The organism is Ensifer sp. Root954, from assembly GCF_001429005.1.
Taxonomy (GTDB): Bacteria; Pseudomonadota; Alphaproteobacteria; order Rhizobiales; family Rhizobiaceae; genus Ensifer; species Ensifer adhaerens.
In genome coordinates this window covers 20,200-34,753 of sequence record NZ_LMJM01000015.1, presented here as the reverse complement: position 1 = coordinate 34,753, position 14,554 = coordinate 20,200, and the positions used below count along the sequence as shown (strand labels likewise).

Here is a 14,554-nt window from a genome sequence, read left to right as displayed (position 1 = left end):
GATTGATTTGAATTGGCCGGAGCAGGATGCGGGCGGAAAACGGCGCACCCTTGTTCCTCATCCCGCTCTAGCGTCCGGCAAGCGCCTTGATTTTGTCGCGCAGGATCCGCGCCATGTTGCGGGTGTTGCGATAGAGGTGGAGCTGGGCTGCCACCTGGCGCACTTCGCGGTCTCGGGTCTGCTGCAGGCCGATCACCATCGTGCCCATGTCTTCGCGCTCCTGCCAGAAACGGCTCATGATCGGGTGGTCCGGCACCGCGCAGGAATCGGAGCGGGCGATGTTGGCGTCGTCGAGATGCCATTCCGTCAGTTCGGCGAGAAGCAGTTTGCCCGGCGAGAACCTGGCATAGCGCTCGTCATAGGCCGTCTTCCAGGTATAGGCCTCGCCCGACATCAGGAAGACGACCATCGAGGCGATCGCCTTGCCGTCGAGATCGAGCGTGTGGATGCGCACGCTGTCGCCGTCGGCCAGATTGGTGATCGCCTCGCGGGCAAAGGCGGCCCGGAAGCGGTCGAGCACCATGGCGCTGCGCGCCTTGCCCTTCCAGCCGGATGCTTCCAGCGCCAGGAATTCCTCCATGCGCAGGCGGACGTCGGCGGGCTGACGGGCGACCGAATAGACGAGCTCGCCCTCTTTTTCGAGATTGTTCCACTGCCGCCGCAGTTCGCGGAAATGCGCCGGGCTGATTGCCTTGCGCAGGTAGGTCGGGCCGTCGAGCAGGCTTTCGAGCATCGGCCGGCTGAAGGTGTCGGTCACCGTCAGAGGCAGGTTGCGGCCGATGGCGACGGCGCGGGTGAGGCGGGCGACCTTGCCGTTGAGCCGCATGTCGGGCAGCACCAGGATCGAGGGCAGCCCGGTTGCCGGCGCGGCAAAGGCTTCGAACAGGTTGTCGATGGTCTCGGCCGCATCCTCGGCGTCGAGCAGTGGCACGCCCAGTGGTCCGAACGGGTTCGACCAGGCGCGAATGATCGGCGCGCCGATCGAGAAGCCGGGCTTTTCGATCGAGAACGGCATCAGGAAACGCAGCCGGCTGCGGCGCTCGTCGTTGTCGCGCATGATCGCGAGCCGGATGACTCGCTCTTCCAGGCGTGGCATGGCCGGCGCCAGGAAGCGTCCGGTGAAGAAGACGTTCGGCTCCAGCGCCCGGTTCGACAGAAAGTCGAGTTCGCGCTGCAACTCGTAGCCGGCCCTTGCCGGATAGATGGCAAGATGCCGTCCGGGACGTCCGACCTCGATCAGATGCTCTGCGGTCGGTCCGCTTTCGCCGTCCTGCGCCAGACCGCCGAGAACCCGTGCGGCCCGGCTGTTTGCATCGCTCGGAAGATTGGTATTGCCGATCATGGATGGACAGCCCCGTTGTTTTCATTGCCGGCCCGCGCTCTTGCGAAGGCAAAGAGTGCAAAGCCGAAGGTACGCCGGACGGCGAGGTGCAGCAGCATCGCCTCTACGAACATAGCACCAGCGGTTGCAAAAGCAGCACCGTTCAGTCCGAAAAGAGGGATGAGGCTGAGGTTGAGTGCGATGTTGACCACCAGCGCGCCGGCGTAGAGGATCACGCACAGCGTCTGCTGGCCGGCCATCGTCAACAGCGTTTCGGCCGGGCCGACGAAAGCCTTGGCGAGGATGCCCGCGAAAAGCACCATCATCAGCGGCAGCCCGGTGACGAAGGCCGGGCCGAAGAGCGAAAGCAGGAACGGCCCTGCCAGTAGCACCAGCGCGCCGACCAGAAGCGACGGCCAGAAGGCCCAGCGGGCGCTTTCGATCGCGATGCCGGGGATATGGCCGGGATCGCGGGCCATCGCGTTGGAGACGCGCGGGCCCGCGGCTGCCTTGACCGCGAACATGACGAAATGCACAAGCGCCATGGTCTTGGCGGCAGCGAAATAGATCGCGACGTCGTCCGGCTCCAGGTAGAGGCCGACGATCACCACATCGGAATTGGTCAGCAGGAAGCCGAAGCCATCGACCAGGAAGACGGGGATCGAGACCTTGAGCCAACGGCGAAGCTCGATGCGTCGCGGTCCCGGAACATAGCGCGAGCGAAGACGGTAGGTGAGCGCGAGAAACTGCGAGACACTGGTGACATAGGCCGCGGCCATGGCTGCCATCATGGCGGTTTGCGCGGTGTGGGGCGCGCCTGCGGTGACGGCGAGCACCATGAAAACGAGCACGAGCAGCGGCCGGATGATGAAGGTGGGGCTCATCGCGGCAATCGGCCAGCCATGGGCACGCGCCGTTCCGTCCATGACGTCGCCCAGCGAGATCATCGGCAGGGTGAAGAGGCCGAGATAGAGGGGCACAAGGTAATAGGCCTCGATGTGCCTGGAAAAGAACCAGAGGCCGGCAAGGCCGAGGACGGCGACCGTGGTGGCGGAGGAAAGTGCGAAGATGCGCACCGTCGTCGTCACGCCGCGGATTTCGTCCATGGCCGCCGATGCCTGGTATTCCGGCAGGAAGCGGATGACGACCGAGTGGAAGCCGACGCAGGAGAGGCTGCCGAACAGGATGACCAGCACCCAGACGAAGACGAAGATGCCATATTCGAACTCGCCCATCAGCCGCGCGAGGATGATCTGCGACAGAAAGGCGATGGCGGCGCTGACGATGCGAACCGAAAAGGCGACGAGCGCCATGCGGCGCGCGGCGTTCTTGGCGTCCGAACTGGTCAGGATGGGGAGAAGCCCGGCGATTATTGCGGACAGGCGGTGTCTCAGTGCCGACGGCAGCATTCGTCCGGCCGTTTGACATACCGCCATGAACACGAGAACACCCTGAGATTACGCAATACAGGGTTTCAGTACTGCCAGAACAGCGTTAACAAAGGGTGCAGCGCGGTTGTAAGGAATGGGGGCAACCATGCCGATTGAGGACAGCGAGCGGCAGCGGATTATGCAGGCGAAATCGATTGGCCGCGCATGGTCGGCGATCTCCAGGAGATCGGCATCGAGCGGCTGGAGGACCTGAAAGCTTCCGACGCGCAAGATCTCGCACTCCGTATCAACGCCACGCTCGGCCGCCGCCATCAACAGCAACCGGCATTCGCGCGCTCGAAAACCTGATCGCCCACGCCAGGGCGAGCGATCGCTAGCAAACAGGCTCCAGGAAACGAAAATGCCGCCCGGAGGCGGCATTTCTGAAGGGCAGGGGGCGCAGACAGTACCTGCATTCCGCGGCTGGCTTATGCCTCGTAGATGCCGTGGCAGTGCTTGTACTTCTTGCCCGAACCGCAGGGGCAGAGCTCGTTACGCGAGACCTTGCCCCAGGACAATGGGTTGGTTGCGTCTCGCTGCACTGGCGGGGCGGCCAGCAGCGTGCCGTCGCCGAAATCGTCCTCGCCGGTGAGCGGATCGATATGGTGGCCATGCATGACAGGCGGAGCCGGCTGCGGCGCTTCGGCTGCTTCGCGCACCAGCTCGACGCGCATGAGCTGTGCGGTCACGGCCTGGCGCAGGTTGCCGAGCAGGGCCTGGAACAGCTCGAAGGCTTCGGACTTGTATTCCTGCAGCGGATCGCGCTGGGCGTAGCCGCGGAAGCCGATGACCGAACGCAGGTGATCGAGGTTGACGATGTGCTCGCGCCACAGATGGTCGAGCGTCTGCAGCACGACCGAGCGTTCGACATACTGCATGATCTCCGGACCGAAGCGTTCGGCACGGTCGGCGGCTTCCTTTTCGGCAGCGGTCATGACGCGCTCGAGAATATCGGCTTCGTCGATGCCTTCCTCGGCAGCCCATTCGGTGATCGGCAGGTCGAGATTGAGGTATTGCTGCACGTCGGCCTTGAGACCGGCGACGTCCCACTGCTCGGCATAGGCCTTCTCGGGAATGCGCTTGCTGACCATGTCTTCGACGACTTCGGTGCGCATGTCGGTCACGGTTTCGGTGACGCTTTCGGCATCCATCAGCTCGATGCGCTGCTCGAAGATCACCTTGCGCTGATCGTTGAGAACGTCGTCGTACTTCAGAAGGTTCTTGCGGATATCGAAGTTGCGGGCTTCAACCTTCTTCTGGGCGCGTTCGAGAGCCTTGTTGATCCACGGATGGATGATCGACTCGCCTTCCTTGAGGCCCAGCTTCTGCAGCATACCGTCCATGCGGTCGGAGCCGAAGATGCGCATCAGGTCGTCCTGGAGCGACAGGTAGAACTTCGATCGACCCGGGTCGCCCTGACGGCCGGAACGGCCGCGAAGCTGGTTGTCGATGCGGCGGCTTTCGTGGCGCTCGGTAGCCAGAACGTAAAGCCCGCCGGCGGCCAGCGCTTTTTCCTTCAGCTGCTGCACTTCGGCGCGGATCGCCTGTTCGCGCTGTTCGCGCTCGGGGCCGGGCTCGACTTCCGAGAGCTCCTGCTGGATGCGCATGTCGACGTTGCCGCCGAGCTGGATGTCCGTGCCGCGACCGGCCATGTTGGTGGCGATCGTGACGGCGCCGGGCACGCCTGCCTGGGCGACGATGAAGGCTTCCTGCTCGTGGTAGCGGGCGTTGAGAACCTGGAAGTTGGCAAAGCCGGACTTCTTCAGAAGATCGGCCAACTGCTCGGACTTTTCGATCGACGTCGTGCCGACCAGCATCGGCTGGCCGCGCTCGTGCGCCGACTTGATCTCGTCGATGATGGCGTTCAGCTTTTCGCCCTGCGTACGGTAGACCTCGTCATCCTCGTCGATACGCTTGATCGGCAGATTGGTCGGAACTTCAACGACTTCCAGGCCGTAGATGTTGCCGAATTCTTCCGCTTCGGTGGAGGCCGTACCGGTCATGCCGCCGAGCTTGGAGTACATGCGGAAGTAGTTCTGGAAGGTGATCGATGCGAGCGTCTGGTTCTCTGGCTGGATCTGCACCTTTTCCTTGGCTTCGAGCGCCTGGTGCTGGCCTTCCGAATAACGGCGGCCCGGCATCATGCGGCCGGTGAATTCGTCGATGATGACGATCTCGCCGTTGCGAACGATGTAGTCCTTGTCGCGCTGGAACAGCTTGTGGGCCTTGAGCGCATTGTTGACGTGGTGGACGATTGCGACGTTTTCGATGTCGTAGAGCGATTCACCCTTGAGCAGGCCCGCCTCGCGCAGCAGGTTTTCGAGCTTCTCGGTGCCTTCTTCGGAGAAGTTGGCCGAGCGCTGCTTCTCGTCGATCTCGTAGTCCTCAGCCGAAAGCAGCGGAATGAATTCGTTGATCGTGTTGTAGAGATCCGAGCGGTCGTCGAGCGGGCCGGAGATGATCAGCGGCGTGCGCGCTTCGTCGACGAGGATCGAGTCCACTTCGTCGACGATGGCGAAGAAGTGGCCGCGCTGGACCATCTGTCCGCGCTCGTACTTCATGTTGTCGCGCAGATAGTCGAAGCCGAGCTCGTTGTTGGTGGCATAAGTGATGTCGCAGGCATAGGCGGCTTTGCGCTGCTCGTCGGTCAGGCCGTGGACGATGACGCCCGTGGTCATGCCGAGGAAGCTATAGATGCGGTCCATGGTGCCGGCGTCGCGCTGGGCGAGGTAGTCGTTGACGGTAACGACGTGCACGCCCTTGCTCGCAAGCGCGTTGAGGTAGACCGGAAGCGTCGCGACGAGGGTCTTGCCTTCACCGGTCTTCATTTCGGCGATGGCGCGCTCGTGCAGGATCATGCCGCCGATGAGCTGGACGTCGAACGGGCGCAAGCCGAGCACGCGGCGGGCCGCCTCGCGGGCGACCGCAAAGGCCGGAACCAGAAGGTCGTCGAGCGTCTTGCCTTCTTCCAGCTGCTTGCGGAATTCCACCGTCTTGCCGGCGAGCGCCTCATCCGACAAAGCCTTCATGTCGGCTTCAAGTGCGTTGATGGCGTCCACCCGTGCCTTGTAGCCACGCACGCGGCGATCGTTGGAGGAGCCAAACAACTTGCGGGCTAGGCCGCCGAGACTGACCATACGAATGGTCCTTTCATTTTTGTTGCCTTGGGTCTCATGGCCGCGCCGCGAAAACCGCGCAATGCCGTGAAACGCCCGGAAACTGTTCTGGACGCGAGGTTGCGTGACAGATAAGAGGGGGGTCGAATTATGTCAACGCAATTGCACTGCCGGACGGCTACAGAACCGCCACATTCTGGTGTTGTGCAGCCGCTACAAGCTGCAGGCAATTGCGCCGAAGGCCAATGTGAAAGGTTAGTGAGCATGACCAAGTTGAAAACCCTGGCCGCCGTGGCACTGGTTGCGGCGATGGCCGTACATGGTGGCGCGCGGGCGGAAGACGCCGATCCGGTGGTCGCCAAGGTTGGCGGCGAGGACGTGCGTCAGTCCGAACTCAATCTTGCTCTGGGTGGTCTCGACCCGCAGCTGCAGCAGATGCCGGAAGAGCAGAAGCGCGCCGCAGCACTGTCGGCGATCATCGACGTTAAGCTTCTTTCCGCCACGGCCGAGAAGGAAGGCCTGCAGGACGACGCCACTTTCAAGCAGCGCGTCGCGTACCTCACCGAGCGCGAACTTCACAACGCCTACTTCAAGAAGCATGTCGTCGACGCCATCACCAAGGAAGAGGTGAAGGCACGCTACGACAAGGAAGTCGCGGCCATTCCGGTTCAGGACGAAGTGAAGGCCCGCCATATCCTGGTCAAGACGGAAGACGAAGCCAAGGAAATCATCAAGGAACTCGACGCTGGCAAGAGCTTCGTCGAGCTTGCCAAGGCGAAGTCCACCGATCCGAACAAGAACGACGGCGGCGACCTCGGTTACTTCACCAAGGGCCGCATGGTGCCGGAATTCGAAACGGCTGCCTTCGCTCTCGAGAAGGGCGCCTACACCAAGACCCCGGTCAAGACGCAGTTCGGCTTCCACGTAATCCTGGTCGAAGACAAGCGCCCGCAGGCCCCGCCGCCGCTCGAGCAGGTCGAGCAGCAGGTTCGTCAGCTTGTCATGCGTGACAAGTATGTCGAGCTGCTTGCCGCCGCCAAGAAGGATGCAGGCGTCGAAATTTCCGACCCGGCGCTGAAGCAGGCCTATGACGAGGCCAACAAGGCGCAGGAAGCGCAACAAGCCAAGTAATTCGATCGGCGGGCCCTGCCACTGGCGGGGCCTGTCGTCACCGCTTTTTGTCGATGCCCGGCGGTGAAAACCGTTCGGGCATTTGTCGCAAGATGGATCTGGAGCCGTTTCGGTTATAGACCGCTCCGGATCCTTGTTCTTAGGCATTTCCTGAAGGCCGCCAGGCTCTTTTGGAAGTGCTTTGGCTCCAACACGTCACAGCAGGTTTCCCATGTCCGGCTCCGTTTCTCCGCTCGCTCCGAAAACCTTTGCCGAAATGCCCTCCGTGCGCGGCGTCCGCATGGCGACCGCAGCCGCCGGCATCAAGTACAAGAACCGCACCGACGTGCTGATGATGGTGTTCGACCGGCCGGCCGTCGTGGCCGGTGTCTTCACCCGTTCCAAGTGCCCTTCGGCCCCTGTCGATTTCTGCCGCAAGAACCTTGCCGGCGGTGTCGCGCGCGCTGTCGTCGTCAACTCCGGCAACGCCAATGCCTTCACCGGCAAGAAGGGCCGCGAGGCGACGGAACTGACGGCAAAGTCGGCGGCAAAGGCTGTCGGCTGCGCGGAGAGCGAAGTCTTCCTGGCGTCGACCGGCGTCATCGGCGAGCCTTTGGACGCGACCAAGTTTGCCGGCGTGCTCGACGATCTGGCTGTTGCCGGCAAGGAGGACTTCTGGTTCGAAGCCGCCAAGGCGATCATGACGACGGATACCTATCCGAAGGTAGCGACACGCAGCGCCGAAATCGACGGCGTCAAGGTGACGATCAACGGCATCTCCAAGGGCGCCGGCATGATCGCGCCCGACATGGCGACGATGCTCTCCTTCGTGGTCACAGATGCCGACATTGCGCCTTCGGCGCTGCAGGCCCTGCTTTCGGCCGGCGTCGGCCCGACCTTCAACTCGGTCACGGTCGACAGCGACACTTCGACGTCCGATACGCTGATGCTGTTCGCTACGGGCGCGGCATCGGCCGACGGCCAGCCGGCAATCTCCGATGCGACCGACCCGCGTCTTAATGCCTTCCGCGCCGCACTGAACGACCTTTTGCGCGATCTCGCGCTCCAGGTCGTGCGCGACGGCGAAGGCGCTCGCAAGATGGTCGAGGTGACTGTCGAAGGCGCCGAGAATGATGCGGCCGCCAAGCGCATCGCGCTTTCGATCGCCAATTCGCCGCTCGTCAAGACGGCGGTCGCCGGTGAAGACGCCAACTGGGGCCGCGTGGTCATGGCCGTCGGCAAGTCCGGAGAAATGGCCGAGCGCGACCGGCTGGCGATCTGGTTCGGCGACGTGCGCGTCGCCGTCGAGGGGGAGCGCGATCCCACCTATTCTGAAGCCGCGGCCACGGCCGTGATGAAGGAAGAGGACATCACGATCCGCGTCGAAATCGGCCTCGGTTCCGGTCGGGCCACTGTCTATACCTGCGACCTGACGAAGGAATATGTCGAGATCAACGGCGATTACCGGAGCTGAGGCACCGGTTATGTGATGGTGAGCGGCCTGGCGCGCCAGGCCGTAGAGGTAGCAAGATGACATCGAATGATATTCGGCCCGTGGCGGGCAAGGCACAGGCCGAAGCTGGGGAAGTGGCAATGGTGGATCTTCCAAACGTGCGCCGTCTCGAGGCCGTGGGTTTCCGCGCCTGGCCGGCAGCGTCCGTGCAATATGATGGCAGCTGGCTGATCCGGCTCAATGCAGGCCATGATTCCAAGCGGCTGAATTCCGTCAATCCGCTTGATCCGTCCGACTATCGCGACATCCCGGTCCGTCTCGAAAAGGCTGCCCGGCGCTTTGCCGACTACGGCCGGCCGCTGACTGTGCGCCAGACGCCGCTGACGCCGCCGCAGCTTGTCGCCCATATGGATGCCGAGGGCTGGAATGCGTTCAGCCGCAGCCTGGTCATGAGCGTCGACCTGGTCGAGCGCGAGTTCGGTGACGGCATCGATCACCTGCCGATCAAGGACGTCGGCCGGTTCGTCGACGCCTGCATCGGGATTGCGAAGAGCGATCCGAAGCGCAAGGCGGCGCTGGCCGAAATCATCAACGCGATCAAGCCGGAGAGTGGCCTCTTCCTGTTCGAGGATGCCGAGATGGGGCCGACGGCCGTGGCGCTCGTCGTCCAGGACAACGATCTTGCCGGCATCATGCAGTTTGCCGTGGACGAGCGGGTCCGTGGCCGGGGCGTCGGCAAGGCGATGCTCGACGTCTGCCTGCGCTGGGCGCGTCTGCGCGGAGCCAAGAAGGCCTGGCTGCAGGTGGAAGCGGATAACAGCGCGGCTATGGCGCTTTATCGCGGCGCCGGTTTCTCCGAGGTTTACAGCTACATCTATCGAACGCCGGGAGCTTGAGGCCATGGATGCCAACGGAAAGAAGATCGTGCTTGTCGCGGCCTGCGCGCTTGTCGATTCCGATGGTCGCATCCTGCTCGCGCAGCGGCCGGAGGGGAAATCGCTTGCCGGCCTATGGGAGTTTCCGGGCGGCAAGGTTGAAGCCGGCGAGACGCCGGAGGAAACCCTGATCCGCGAGCTTGAGGAAGAACTCGGCATCCGCACCAAGGTCGCATGCCTGGCGCCGCTCACCTTCGCCAGCCACACCTATGACGACTTCCATCTGCTGATGCCGCTCTATGTCTGCCGCCGCTATGAAGGGGTTGCGATCGGGCGGGAAGGCCAGGCGATCAAGTGGGTCCGGCCAAAGGCCCTGCGCGATTTTCCGATGCCGCCGGCAGACGAACCGCTTATCCCGTTTCTTATGGATTTGCTCTGAACCTACCCGAAATCTGATTGATTATTAATCGATCGTTTATCTCCCTGGCGCAAAGATAGCTCCAATTCAGTTTTGGTACGTATCGTTGGCAACGGCGTATCGATTTCAGGCAGTGCGGTGGAACCAAGCTTGGGAAGGGCGCTTGCGTTCGCCGTATTTTGCGCGTTTGTGAGGCTGGGATGGTGGACGACGATTTCTGGAACACGGTTCAGGAAAAGGATCTGATGAATAATCAGTCCCGCCGGACAGGTGTGCTCAATCTGTCGCTGTTGTTCGGAACGGCGGTGATCGCGCTGACGCTGATCCTGACGCCCATGCTGTCATCCAAGACCGACAAGCGCATCATGGCGAACACGCCCGTCGATTACGACAACATTTCCACCGGCTCCATCCCTTCGAAGGGGACCACCAAGCGCTACACGGTTCGGCGCAGCGTCCTTCAGGAAATGCCCGGAGCGGTTTGCATTATCGATGCCGACGGCCGCAAGAGCGGCTGCTGAGGCGAACGCCATCGGCCCGTTTGGCGCTGGCGTCCGATTCGGATTGAACACAAATCTGGCTGGGGACGCATGGAAACGCTTAGACGCTTGTTTGGTGGCACGGACGGCGGCATCGCCATCGAGTATGCGCTGATCGCCGCCCTCGTCTCCCTCAGCTTAATCTTCGGGGCCAACCAGATCGGCAACGCCCTGACCTACGTCTACGACTCGCTCGCCGCAGCGTTCCCGAGCGCATAAGCACTAAAACCGGATCTGGGGTGGATGCCGCCCTAGAGCGGCTGCTCCTTCGTGCCAAGCGCTGCCGAAAGCCGTTGCTTTGCTGAACCCGGCTTCAGCGGCTTCTGCTGGCTTTCGTGCGGCGCCCAGCCGGACAGATAGATGATGGAGAAGGTAGCGCGAACGCGGCCGTCCGGATCGGAGAAGCGCTCCGCGTAAATTTCCGCAGCCCTGAGGAAGAACCGCCTGGAAACGGGCGTGCGGCTGCGCGCCGAAAGCGGGCTGGTCATACCCATGGCGCGCAGGTCGCGGATCAGCGCGAACAGCGAATCGTAGCGCACCGTGTAGGTTTCAGTGTCGGTGACCGGCAGTGCGAACCCGGCGCGTTGGAGCAGAGCGCCGACGTCACGGACATCGGCGAAGGGAATGACGCGCGGGCTGGCGCCGCCGGTCAGCTCGGCCTCTGCAGCCAGAAGCGCTTCGCGCAGCTCCTGCAGCGTGCCGCTGCCCGGGATGGCGGCGAGGAACAACCCATCGGGCTTTAGCGCCCGCCGCACCTGGATGAAGGCGCCCGGTGTATCGTTGGTCAGATGCAGGGACAGCGGCGAGACGATCAGGTTGACGCTTTCCGGTTCGGCCGGAACTTCCTCGAGCGAGGCGATCGTCACCGGCGCCTCGGTCGAGCTGAAGCGGGCGTCGGTCTCGACGCGCTCGATGGCGTCGATCTTGCCGGTCGCCATCAGTTGGCGGGCCGTTTCTCCGGTATAGCCGTGAAGTTCGAGTGCGCGATCAAAATGACGCTCGACCACGCCGACACGCTCGGCGAGCTCTTCGGCAACGATGTCGAGAAGGAAACCGGCCTTCGGATCGGCGTTTCTGAGCGCCCTTGCCCGGTGCGCCTCGACGAGGCTCTGGTCAAAGATTTTTTCCACGATAGTCTCTCCGCGATGGGCAGCAAAGAGACCTTCGGAGGCACAAAGTCAACCGCATGGCATGGGAGAGGTTGCGTATTCCGCAGGCGTGGCGTGCGGGCATGCTGAGACGGTTCGGACTGGGGCTTGTCGATCTCGTCTTTCCACCTGTCTGTTGCGGTTGCGGCCGGCTGGTCGGCGATCATCGCGCGGTCTGCGCCTCCTGCTGGGCGACGCTGCCGCTGATCGAACGGCCCTATTGCGATATTCTCGGCATGCCGTTTTCGGTCGATCACGGCGCCGGAGCGGTGTCACCGGAGGCGATCGCCAATCCGCCTGCATTCGATCGGTTAAGGTCGGTGGCGATCCATGAAGGCGTTGCCGCGATCTGGTCCACGGGCTGAAATATCGCGACCGCACGGATCTCGCGCCGATGATGGCGACATGGATGATCCGGGCGAGCGACGGTGCCGTCGCTTCCGCCGACGCGATCATCCCCGTGCCGCTGCATGCCTTCCGGCTGTGGAAGCGGCGGTTCAATCAGTCGGCGGAATTGGCGCGAGCCATTGCGCAGCTCTCCGGTCGTCCGTATCAGCCCGACATCTTGAGGCGCATCCGGCGCACGAGCCCGCAGGTACGCTTGGGATTGCGCGCCCGCGAGGAGAACGTCCGCGGCGCCTTCGCCGTCTCGGAAAGCGGCAGGGCGGGTCTCAGTGGGAAAAGCGTGGTTCTCGTCGACGATGTATATACGACCGGCGCAACCGTTGCCGCAGCGACCCGTGCGCTGAAGCGGGCGGGAGCCGGGTCGGTCACGGTTTTGACCTTTGCAAGAGCCGTATCCGGTCTTATATGACAATCAGATGTCCGGCACGGTCGCCGGCAAAGGAGCGGCTCAGGATCATGGCTTCGGTGGTCATTTATACGCGTCAGTTCTGCGGCTATTGCTCGGCCGCAAAGAAACTCCTGGAAACCAAGGGCGTTTCCTTCCTCGAGCACGATGCCACCTATGATCCGAACGTTCGGCAGGTGATGATCGACAAGTCGCACGGTGGGACGACGTTCCCGCAGATCTTCATCAACGACATTCATGTCGGGGGCTGCGACGACCTGCACGCGCTGGAACGCGCCGGCAAACTCGACGCGATGCTGGCTGCCTGAGGCACCGTACCCTTGCATGAGGCGACGTCCCGTTTATCTGCGGTGAGCGCTTAGGAGTTGGACGAGATGACTTTCAAGGCCGCAGCCATTCAGATGTGTTCCGGCGTCGATCCGCGCAAGAATGCGGAGACGATGGTGCGGCTCGCGCGCGAAGCGGCAGCCCAGGGCGCGACCTATATCCAGACTCCGGAAATGACCGGGGCGCTGCAGCGGGACCGGGCGGCGCTGCGCGCGATCCTGAAGGACGAGGCCAACGATCTTATTGCCGCGGCGGCAGCTCAGCTTGCCGGCGAACTTGGCGTCTACCTCCATGTCGGCTCGACGCCGATCGCGCTTGCCGGCGGCAAGATCGCCAATCGCGGCCTGCTGTTTGGCCCGAATGGCCAAAAGATCTGTGACTATGACAAGATCCATATGTTCGACGTCGATCTCGACAACGGCGAGAGCTGGCGGGAAAGTGCCGCCTATCAGCCGGGCAGCATTGCGCGCCTGGCCGAACTCGACTTCGGCAAACTTGGCTTTTCCATTTGCTACGACGTGCGCTTCCCGGAGCTTTTCCGGCAACAGGCCGTTGCCGGCGCCGAGATCATGTCGGTGCCCGCCGCCTTCACGCGGCAGACGGGCGAGGCGCACTGGGAAATCCTGCTTCGCGCCCGCGCGATCGAGAACGGCCTCTTCGTCATTGCCGCCGCGCAAGGGGGCACGCATGAGGATGGGCGTGAGACGTTCGGCCATTCTATGATCGTCGATCCCTGGGGGCGCGTGCTCGCTTCGGCTGGCCCTACGGGCGAGGCGGTTGTGCTTGCCGACATCGATGTCGCCGCCGTGCACGCGGCGCGCGCCAAGATACCGAACTTGAAGAATGCCCGTAGCTTCGTGCTCGATGAAGTAGCGCCGACCGGGAAGGGAGGCGTTGCCGCTTGATCCGCTACACCCTTTCCTGCGACAACGGCCACGATTTCGAGGGCTGGTTCTCGTCGAGTGACGATTTCGACCGCCAGGTCGAGCGCAAGCTGGTCTCCTGTCCGAGCTGCAACTCGACCTCCGTTGCCAAGCAACTGATGGCGCCCTCGGTTGCGACCGCGCGCAAGAAGGAGGCGACGCGGGCGGTGATCATGGACCAGGCGCAGAAGGAAACGGTCGCCAAGATCCGCGAGCTGGTGAAGTCCGTACGCGAGAACGCCGAGGATGTCGGCGAGCGCTTTCCCGAGGAAGCCCGCAAGATCCACTACGGCGAGGCGGAAGAGCGCGGGCTGATCGGCAAGGCGACGGCGGAAGAGGCCGTGGCGTTGCTCGAGGAAGGGATCGCGGTCGCGCCGCTGCCGATCTTGCCCGACGAGGTCAACTGACGCGGGGCACTTTCGCATCTGCGCGTCTAAACTTTGGTTCCCGCCCTTTAAATACAATGCCTTGGCTCCCATCTCGCAGCTTTGCAATGGGAGTTTTCCAGCCAATGGCATTGTCCGATGTTCACATTTCCACTGATCGCCTCGTTATCCGGCCCTTCGCGCCTGGCGATTTTCCGGCATTCTTTGCCTATCACCGCCTGCCGGAGGTCTACCATTATCTCTATCAGCACCCGCTCGACGAAACGGCAGCGCGGACAAAATTCGCCAAGGCTTCGGCGCCAAAGCTCGTTGACGATGGGGACGTCGCGGTGTTTGCCGTCGAGCGCCGCGAGGATGGTGTACTGATCGGCGAAGTCCTGCTGAAGCTCGCAAGCAGTGCGGCGGAACAGGCGGAGACCGGCTACATCTTCAATCCCGACTTTGCCGGCAAGGGCTACGCTACGGAAGCGATGCGGGCGTTGCTTGATCTCGGCTTTTCGACGCTGAAGTTTCACCGGATCTTTGCCCGGCTTGATGCCCTCAACAAGGGGTCCGTCGGCGTCGTCGAGCGTCTCGGCATGCGCCGCGAAGCGCATCTGATCGAGAACGACCGTTTCAACGATGTCTGGGGCGACGAATACGTCTATGCGCTGCTGAAGCGCGAGTGGCAGGAGCGTCGGCAGGCTGGCTGAGGCCG

General features: G+C 62.9%; 15 protein-coding genes and 1 pseudogene. 12 read left to right on the top strand and 4 right to left on the bottom strand.

Annotated elements, in window-relative coordinates; all coding sequences use genetic code 11:
- Positions 1–67: 67 nt before the first annotated feature.
- Both ASE71_RS09060 and ASE71_RS09055 read right to left on the bottom strand, forming a co-directional pair.
- Positions 68–1,342: a GNAT family N-acetyltransferase gene (locus ASE71_RS09060; RefSeq protein WP_034797746.1), complete on the bottom strand. Its 1,275-nt coding sequence runs from the start codon at positions 1,340–1,342 to the stop codon at positions 68–70.
- The gene (locus ASE71_RS09055; protein WP_060518384.1) at positions 1,339–2,730 is read right to left on the bottom strand and encodes a lipopolysaccharide biosynthesis protein; all 1,392 of its coding nucleotides are present in this window, start codon (positions 2,728–2,730) and stop codon (positions 1,339–1,341) included. The genes ASE71_RS09060 and ASE71_RS09055 overlap by 4 nt, the downstream gene beginning before the upstream one ends.
- Before the next feature lie 186 nt (positions 2,731–2,916).
- Here ASE71_RS09055 and ASE71_RS35685 point away from each other — a divergent pair, with 186 nt between their 5' ends.
- Positions 2,917–3,060 carry a hypothetical protein gene (locus ASE71_RS35685; protein ID WP_156400702.1) on the top strand — a complete coding sequence of 48 codons (144 nt, stop codon included), beginning with the start codon at positions 2,917–2,919 and terminating at the stop codon, positions 3,058–3,060.
- A gap of 119 nt (positions 3,061–3,179) precedes the next feature.
- On the opposite strand, the gene secA is transcribed toward ASE71_RS35685, so the two are convergent.
- On the bottom strand, positions 3,180–5,888 hold the full coding sequence (secA, locus tag ASE71_RS09050; protein ID WP_060518382.1) for a preprotein translocase subunit SecA: 2,709 nt from the start codon (positions 5,886–5,888) through the stop codon (positions 3,180–3,182).
- Between the two features lie 243 nt (positions 5,889–6,131).
- Between secA and ASE71_RS09045 the strand changes: the two genes are divergently transcribed.
- The 6 genes from ASE71_RS09045 to ASE71_RS35015 all read left to right on the top strand — a co-directional run bounded on the left by ASE71_RS09045 (position 6,132) and on the right by ASE71_RS35015 (position 10,481).
- Positions 6,132–6,998, top strand: a complete 867-nt coding sequence (locus tag ASE71_RS09045; protein WP_034797733.1) for a peptidylprolyl isomerase — start codon at positions 6,132–6,134, stop codon at positions 6,996–6,998.
- Between the two features lie 211 nt (positions 6,999–7,209).
- Complete coding sequence (gene argJ / locus ASE71_RS09040) at positions 7,210–8,451, top strand: bifunctional glutamate N-acetyltransferase/amino-acid acetyltransferase ArgJ (protein ID WP_060518380.1); 1,242 nt, start codon at positions 7,210–7,212, stop codon at positions 8,449–8,451.
- Positions 8,452–8,507: 56 nt separating this feature from the next.
- Entirely contained in the window at positions 8,508–9,326 is an 819-nt protein-coding gene (locus ASE71_RS09035) for a GNAT family N-acetyltransferase (protein WP_060518378.1), read from the top strand.
- Positions 9,327–9,330: 4 nt separating this feature from the next.
- On the top strand, positions 9,331–9,744 hold the full coding sequence (gene mutT / locus ASE71_RS09030) for an 8-oxo-dGTP diphosphatase MutT (protein ID WP_060518377.1): 414 nt from the start codon (positions 9,331–9,333) through the stop codon (positions 9,742–9,744).
- 179 nt (positions 9,745–9,923) lie between these two features.
- On the top strand, positions 9,924–10,244 hold the full coding sequence (locus ASE71_RS09025) for a hypothetical protein (protein WP_034797725.1): 321 nt from the start codon (positions 9,924–9,926) through the stop codon (positions 10,242–10,244).
- A 69-nt stretch (positions 10,245–10,313) separates the two neighbouring features.
- On the top strand, positions 10,314–10,481 hold the full coding sequence (locus tag ASE71_RS35015) for a Flp family type IVb pilin (protein WP_082566310.1): 168 nt from the start codon (positions 10,314–10,316) through the stop codon (positions 10,479–10,481).
- Between the two features lie 32 nt (positions 10,482–10,513).
- On the opposite strand, the gene ASE71_RS09020 is transcribed toward ASE71_RS35015, so the two are convergent.
- Positions 10,514–11,392: a methyltransferase domain-containing protein gene (locus tag ASE71_RS09020; protein WP_060518375.1), complete on the bottom strand. Its 879-nt coding sequence runs from the start codon at positions 11,390–11,392 to the stop codon at positions 10,514–10,516.
- A 101-nt stretch (positions 11,393–11,493) separates the two neighbouring features.
- Here ASE71_RS09020 and ASE71_RS09015 point away from each other — a divergent pair.
- The 5 genes and pseudogenes from ASE71_RS09015 to ASE71_RS08995 all read left to right on the top strand — a co-directional run bounded on the left by ASE71_RS09015 (position 11,494) and on the right by ASE71_RS08995 (position 14,549).
- Positions 11,494–12,224 (top strand): annotated as a pseudogene (locus ASE71_RS09015) (ComF family protein).
- 47 nt (positions 12,225–12,271) lie between these two features.
- The gene (grxC, locus tag ASE71_RS09010) at positions 12,272–12,529 is read left to right on the top strand and encodes a glutaredoxin 3 (protein ID WP_034797718.1); all 258 of its coding nucleotides are present in this window, start codon (positions 12,272–12,274) and stop codon (positions 12,527–12,529) included.
- A gap of 66 nt (positions 12,530–12,595) precedes the next feature.
- Positions 12,596–13,453 (top strand): carbon-nitrogen hydrolase family protein, encoded by an 858-nt coding sequence (locus tag ASE71_RS09005; protein WP_060518645.1) that lies wholly within the window; start codon positions 12,596–12,598, stop codon positions 13,451–13,453.
- Positions 13,450–13,878: a DUF1178 family protein gene (locus ASE71_RS09000; RefSeq protein WP_034797716.1), complete on the top strand. Its 429-nt coding sequence runs from the start codon at positions 13,450–13,452 to the stop codon at positions 13,876–13,878. Before ASE71_RS09005 ends, ASE71_RS09000 begins: the two co-directional genes overlap by 4 nt.
- Positions 13,879–13,982: 104 nt before the next feature.
- Positions 13,983–14,549, top strand: a complete 567-nt coding sequence (locus ASE71_RS08995) for a GNAT family N-acetyltransferase (RefSeq protein WP_060518373.1) — start codon at positions 13,983–13,985, stop codon at positions 14,547–14,549.
- The last annotated feature ends 5 nt before the right edge of the window (positions 14,550–14,554 follow it).

What these genes read in the sequence shown, in the direction of transcription:
- ASE71_RS09005 (WP_060518645.1), top strand. Translation starts at nt 12,596, where the DNA reads ATGACTTTCAAGGCCGCAGCCATTCAGATGTGTTCCGGCGTCGATCCG.
- argJ (WP_060518380.1), top strand. Translation starts at nt 7,210, where the DNA reads ATGTCCGGCTCCGTTTCTCCGCTCGCTCCGAAAACCTTTGCCGAAATG.
- ASE71_RS09055 (WP_060518384.1), bottom strand. Translation starts at nt 2,730, where the DNA reads ATGCTGCCGTCGGCACTGAGACACCGCCTGTCCGCAATAATCGCCGGG.
- ASE71_RS35685 (WP_156400702.1), top strand. Translation starts at nt 2,917, where the DNA reads ATGGTCGGCGATCTCCAGGAGATCGGCATCGAGCGGCTGGAGGACCTG.
- ASE71_RS09060 (WP_034797746.1), bottom strand. Translation starts at nt 1,342, where the DNA reads ATGATCGGCAATACCAATCTTCCGAGCGATGCAAACAGCCGGGCCGCA.
- grxC (WP_034797718.1), top strand. Translation starts at nt 12,272, where the DNA reads ATGGCTTCGGTGGTCATTTATACGCGTCAGTTCTGCGGCTATTGCTCG.
- ASE71_RS09025 (WP_034797725.1), top strand. Translation starts at nt 9,924, where the DNA reads ATGGTGGACGACGATTTCTGGAACACGGTTCAGGAAAAGGATCTGATG.
- ASE71_RS35015 (WP_082566310.1), top strand. Translation starts at nt 10,314, where the DNA reads ATGGAAACGCTTAGACGCTTGTTTGGTGGCACGGACGGCGGCATCGCC.
- secA (WP_060518382.1), bottom strand. Translation starts at nt 5,888, where the DNA reads ATGGTCAGTCTCGGCGGCCTAGCCCGCAAGTTGTTTGGCTCCTCCAAC.
- ASE71_RS09045 (WP_034797733.1), top strand. Translation starts at nt 6,132, where the DNA reads ATGACCAAGTTGAAAACCCTGGCCGCCGTGGCACTGGTTGCGGCGATG.
- ASE71_RS09035 (WP_060518378.1), top strand. Translation starts at nt 8,508, where the DNA reads ATGACATCGAATGATATTCGGCCCGTGGCGGGCAAGGCACAGGCCGAA.
- ASE71_RS08995 (WP_060518373.1), top strand. Translation starts at nt 13,983, where the DNA reads ATGGCATTGTCCGATGTTCACATTTCCACTGATCGCCTCGTTATCCGG.
- mutT (WP_060518377.1), top strand. Translation starts at nt 9,331, where the DNA reads ATGGATGCCAACGGAAAGAAGATCGTGCTTGTCGCGGCCTGCGCGCTT.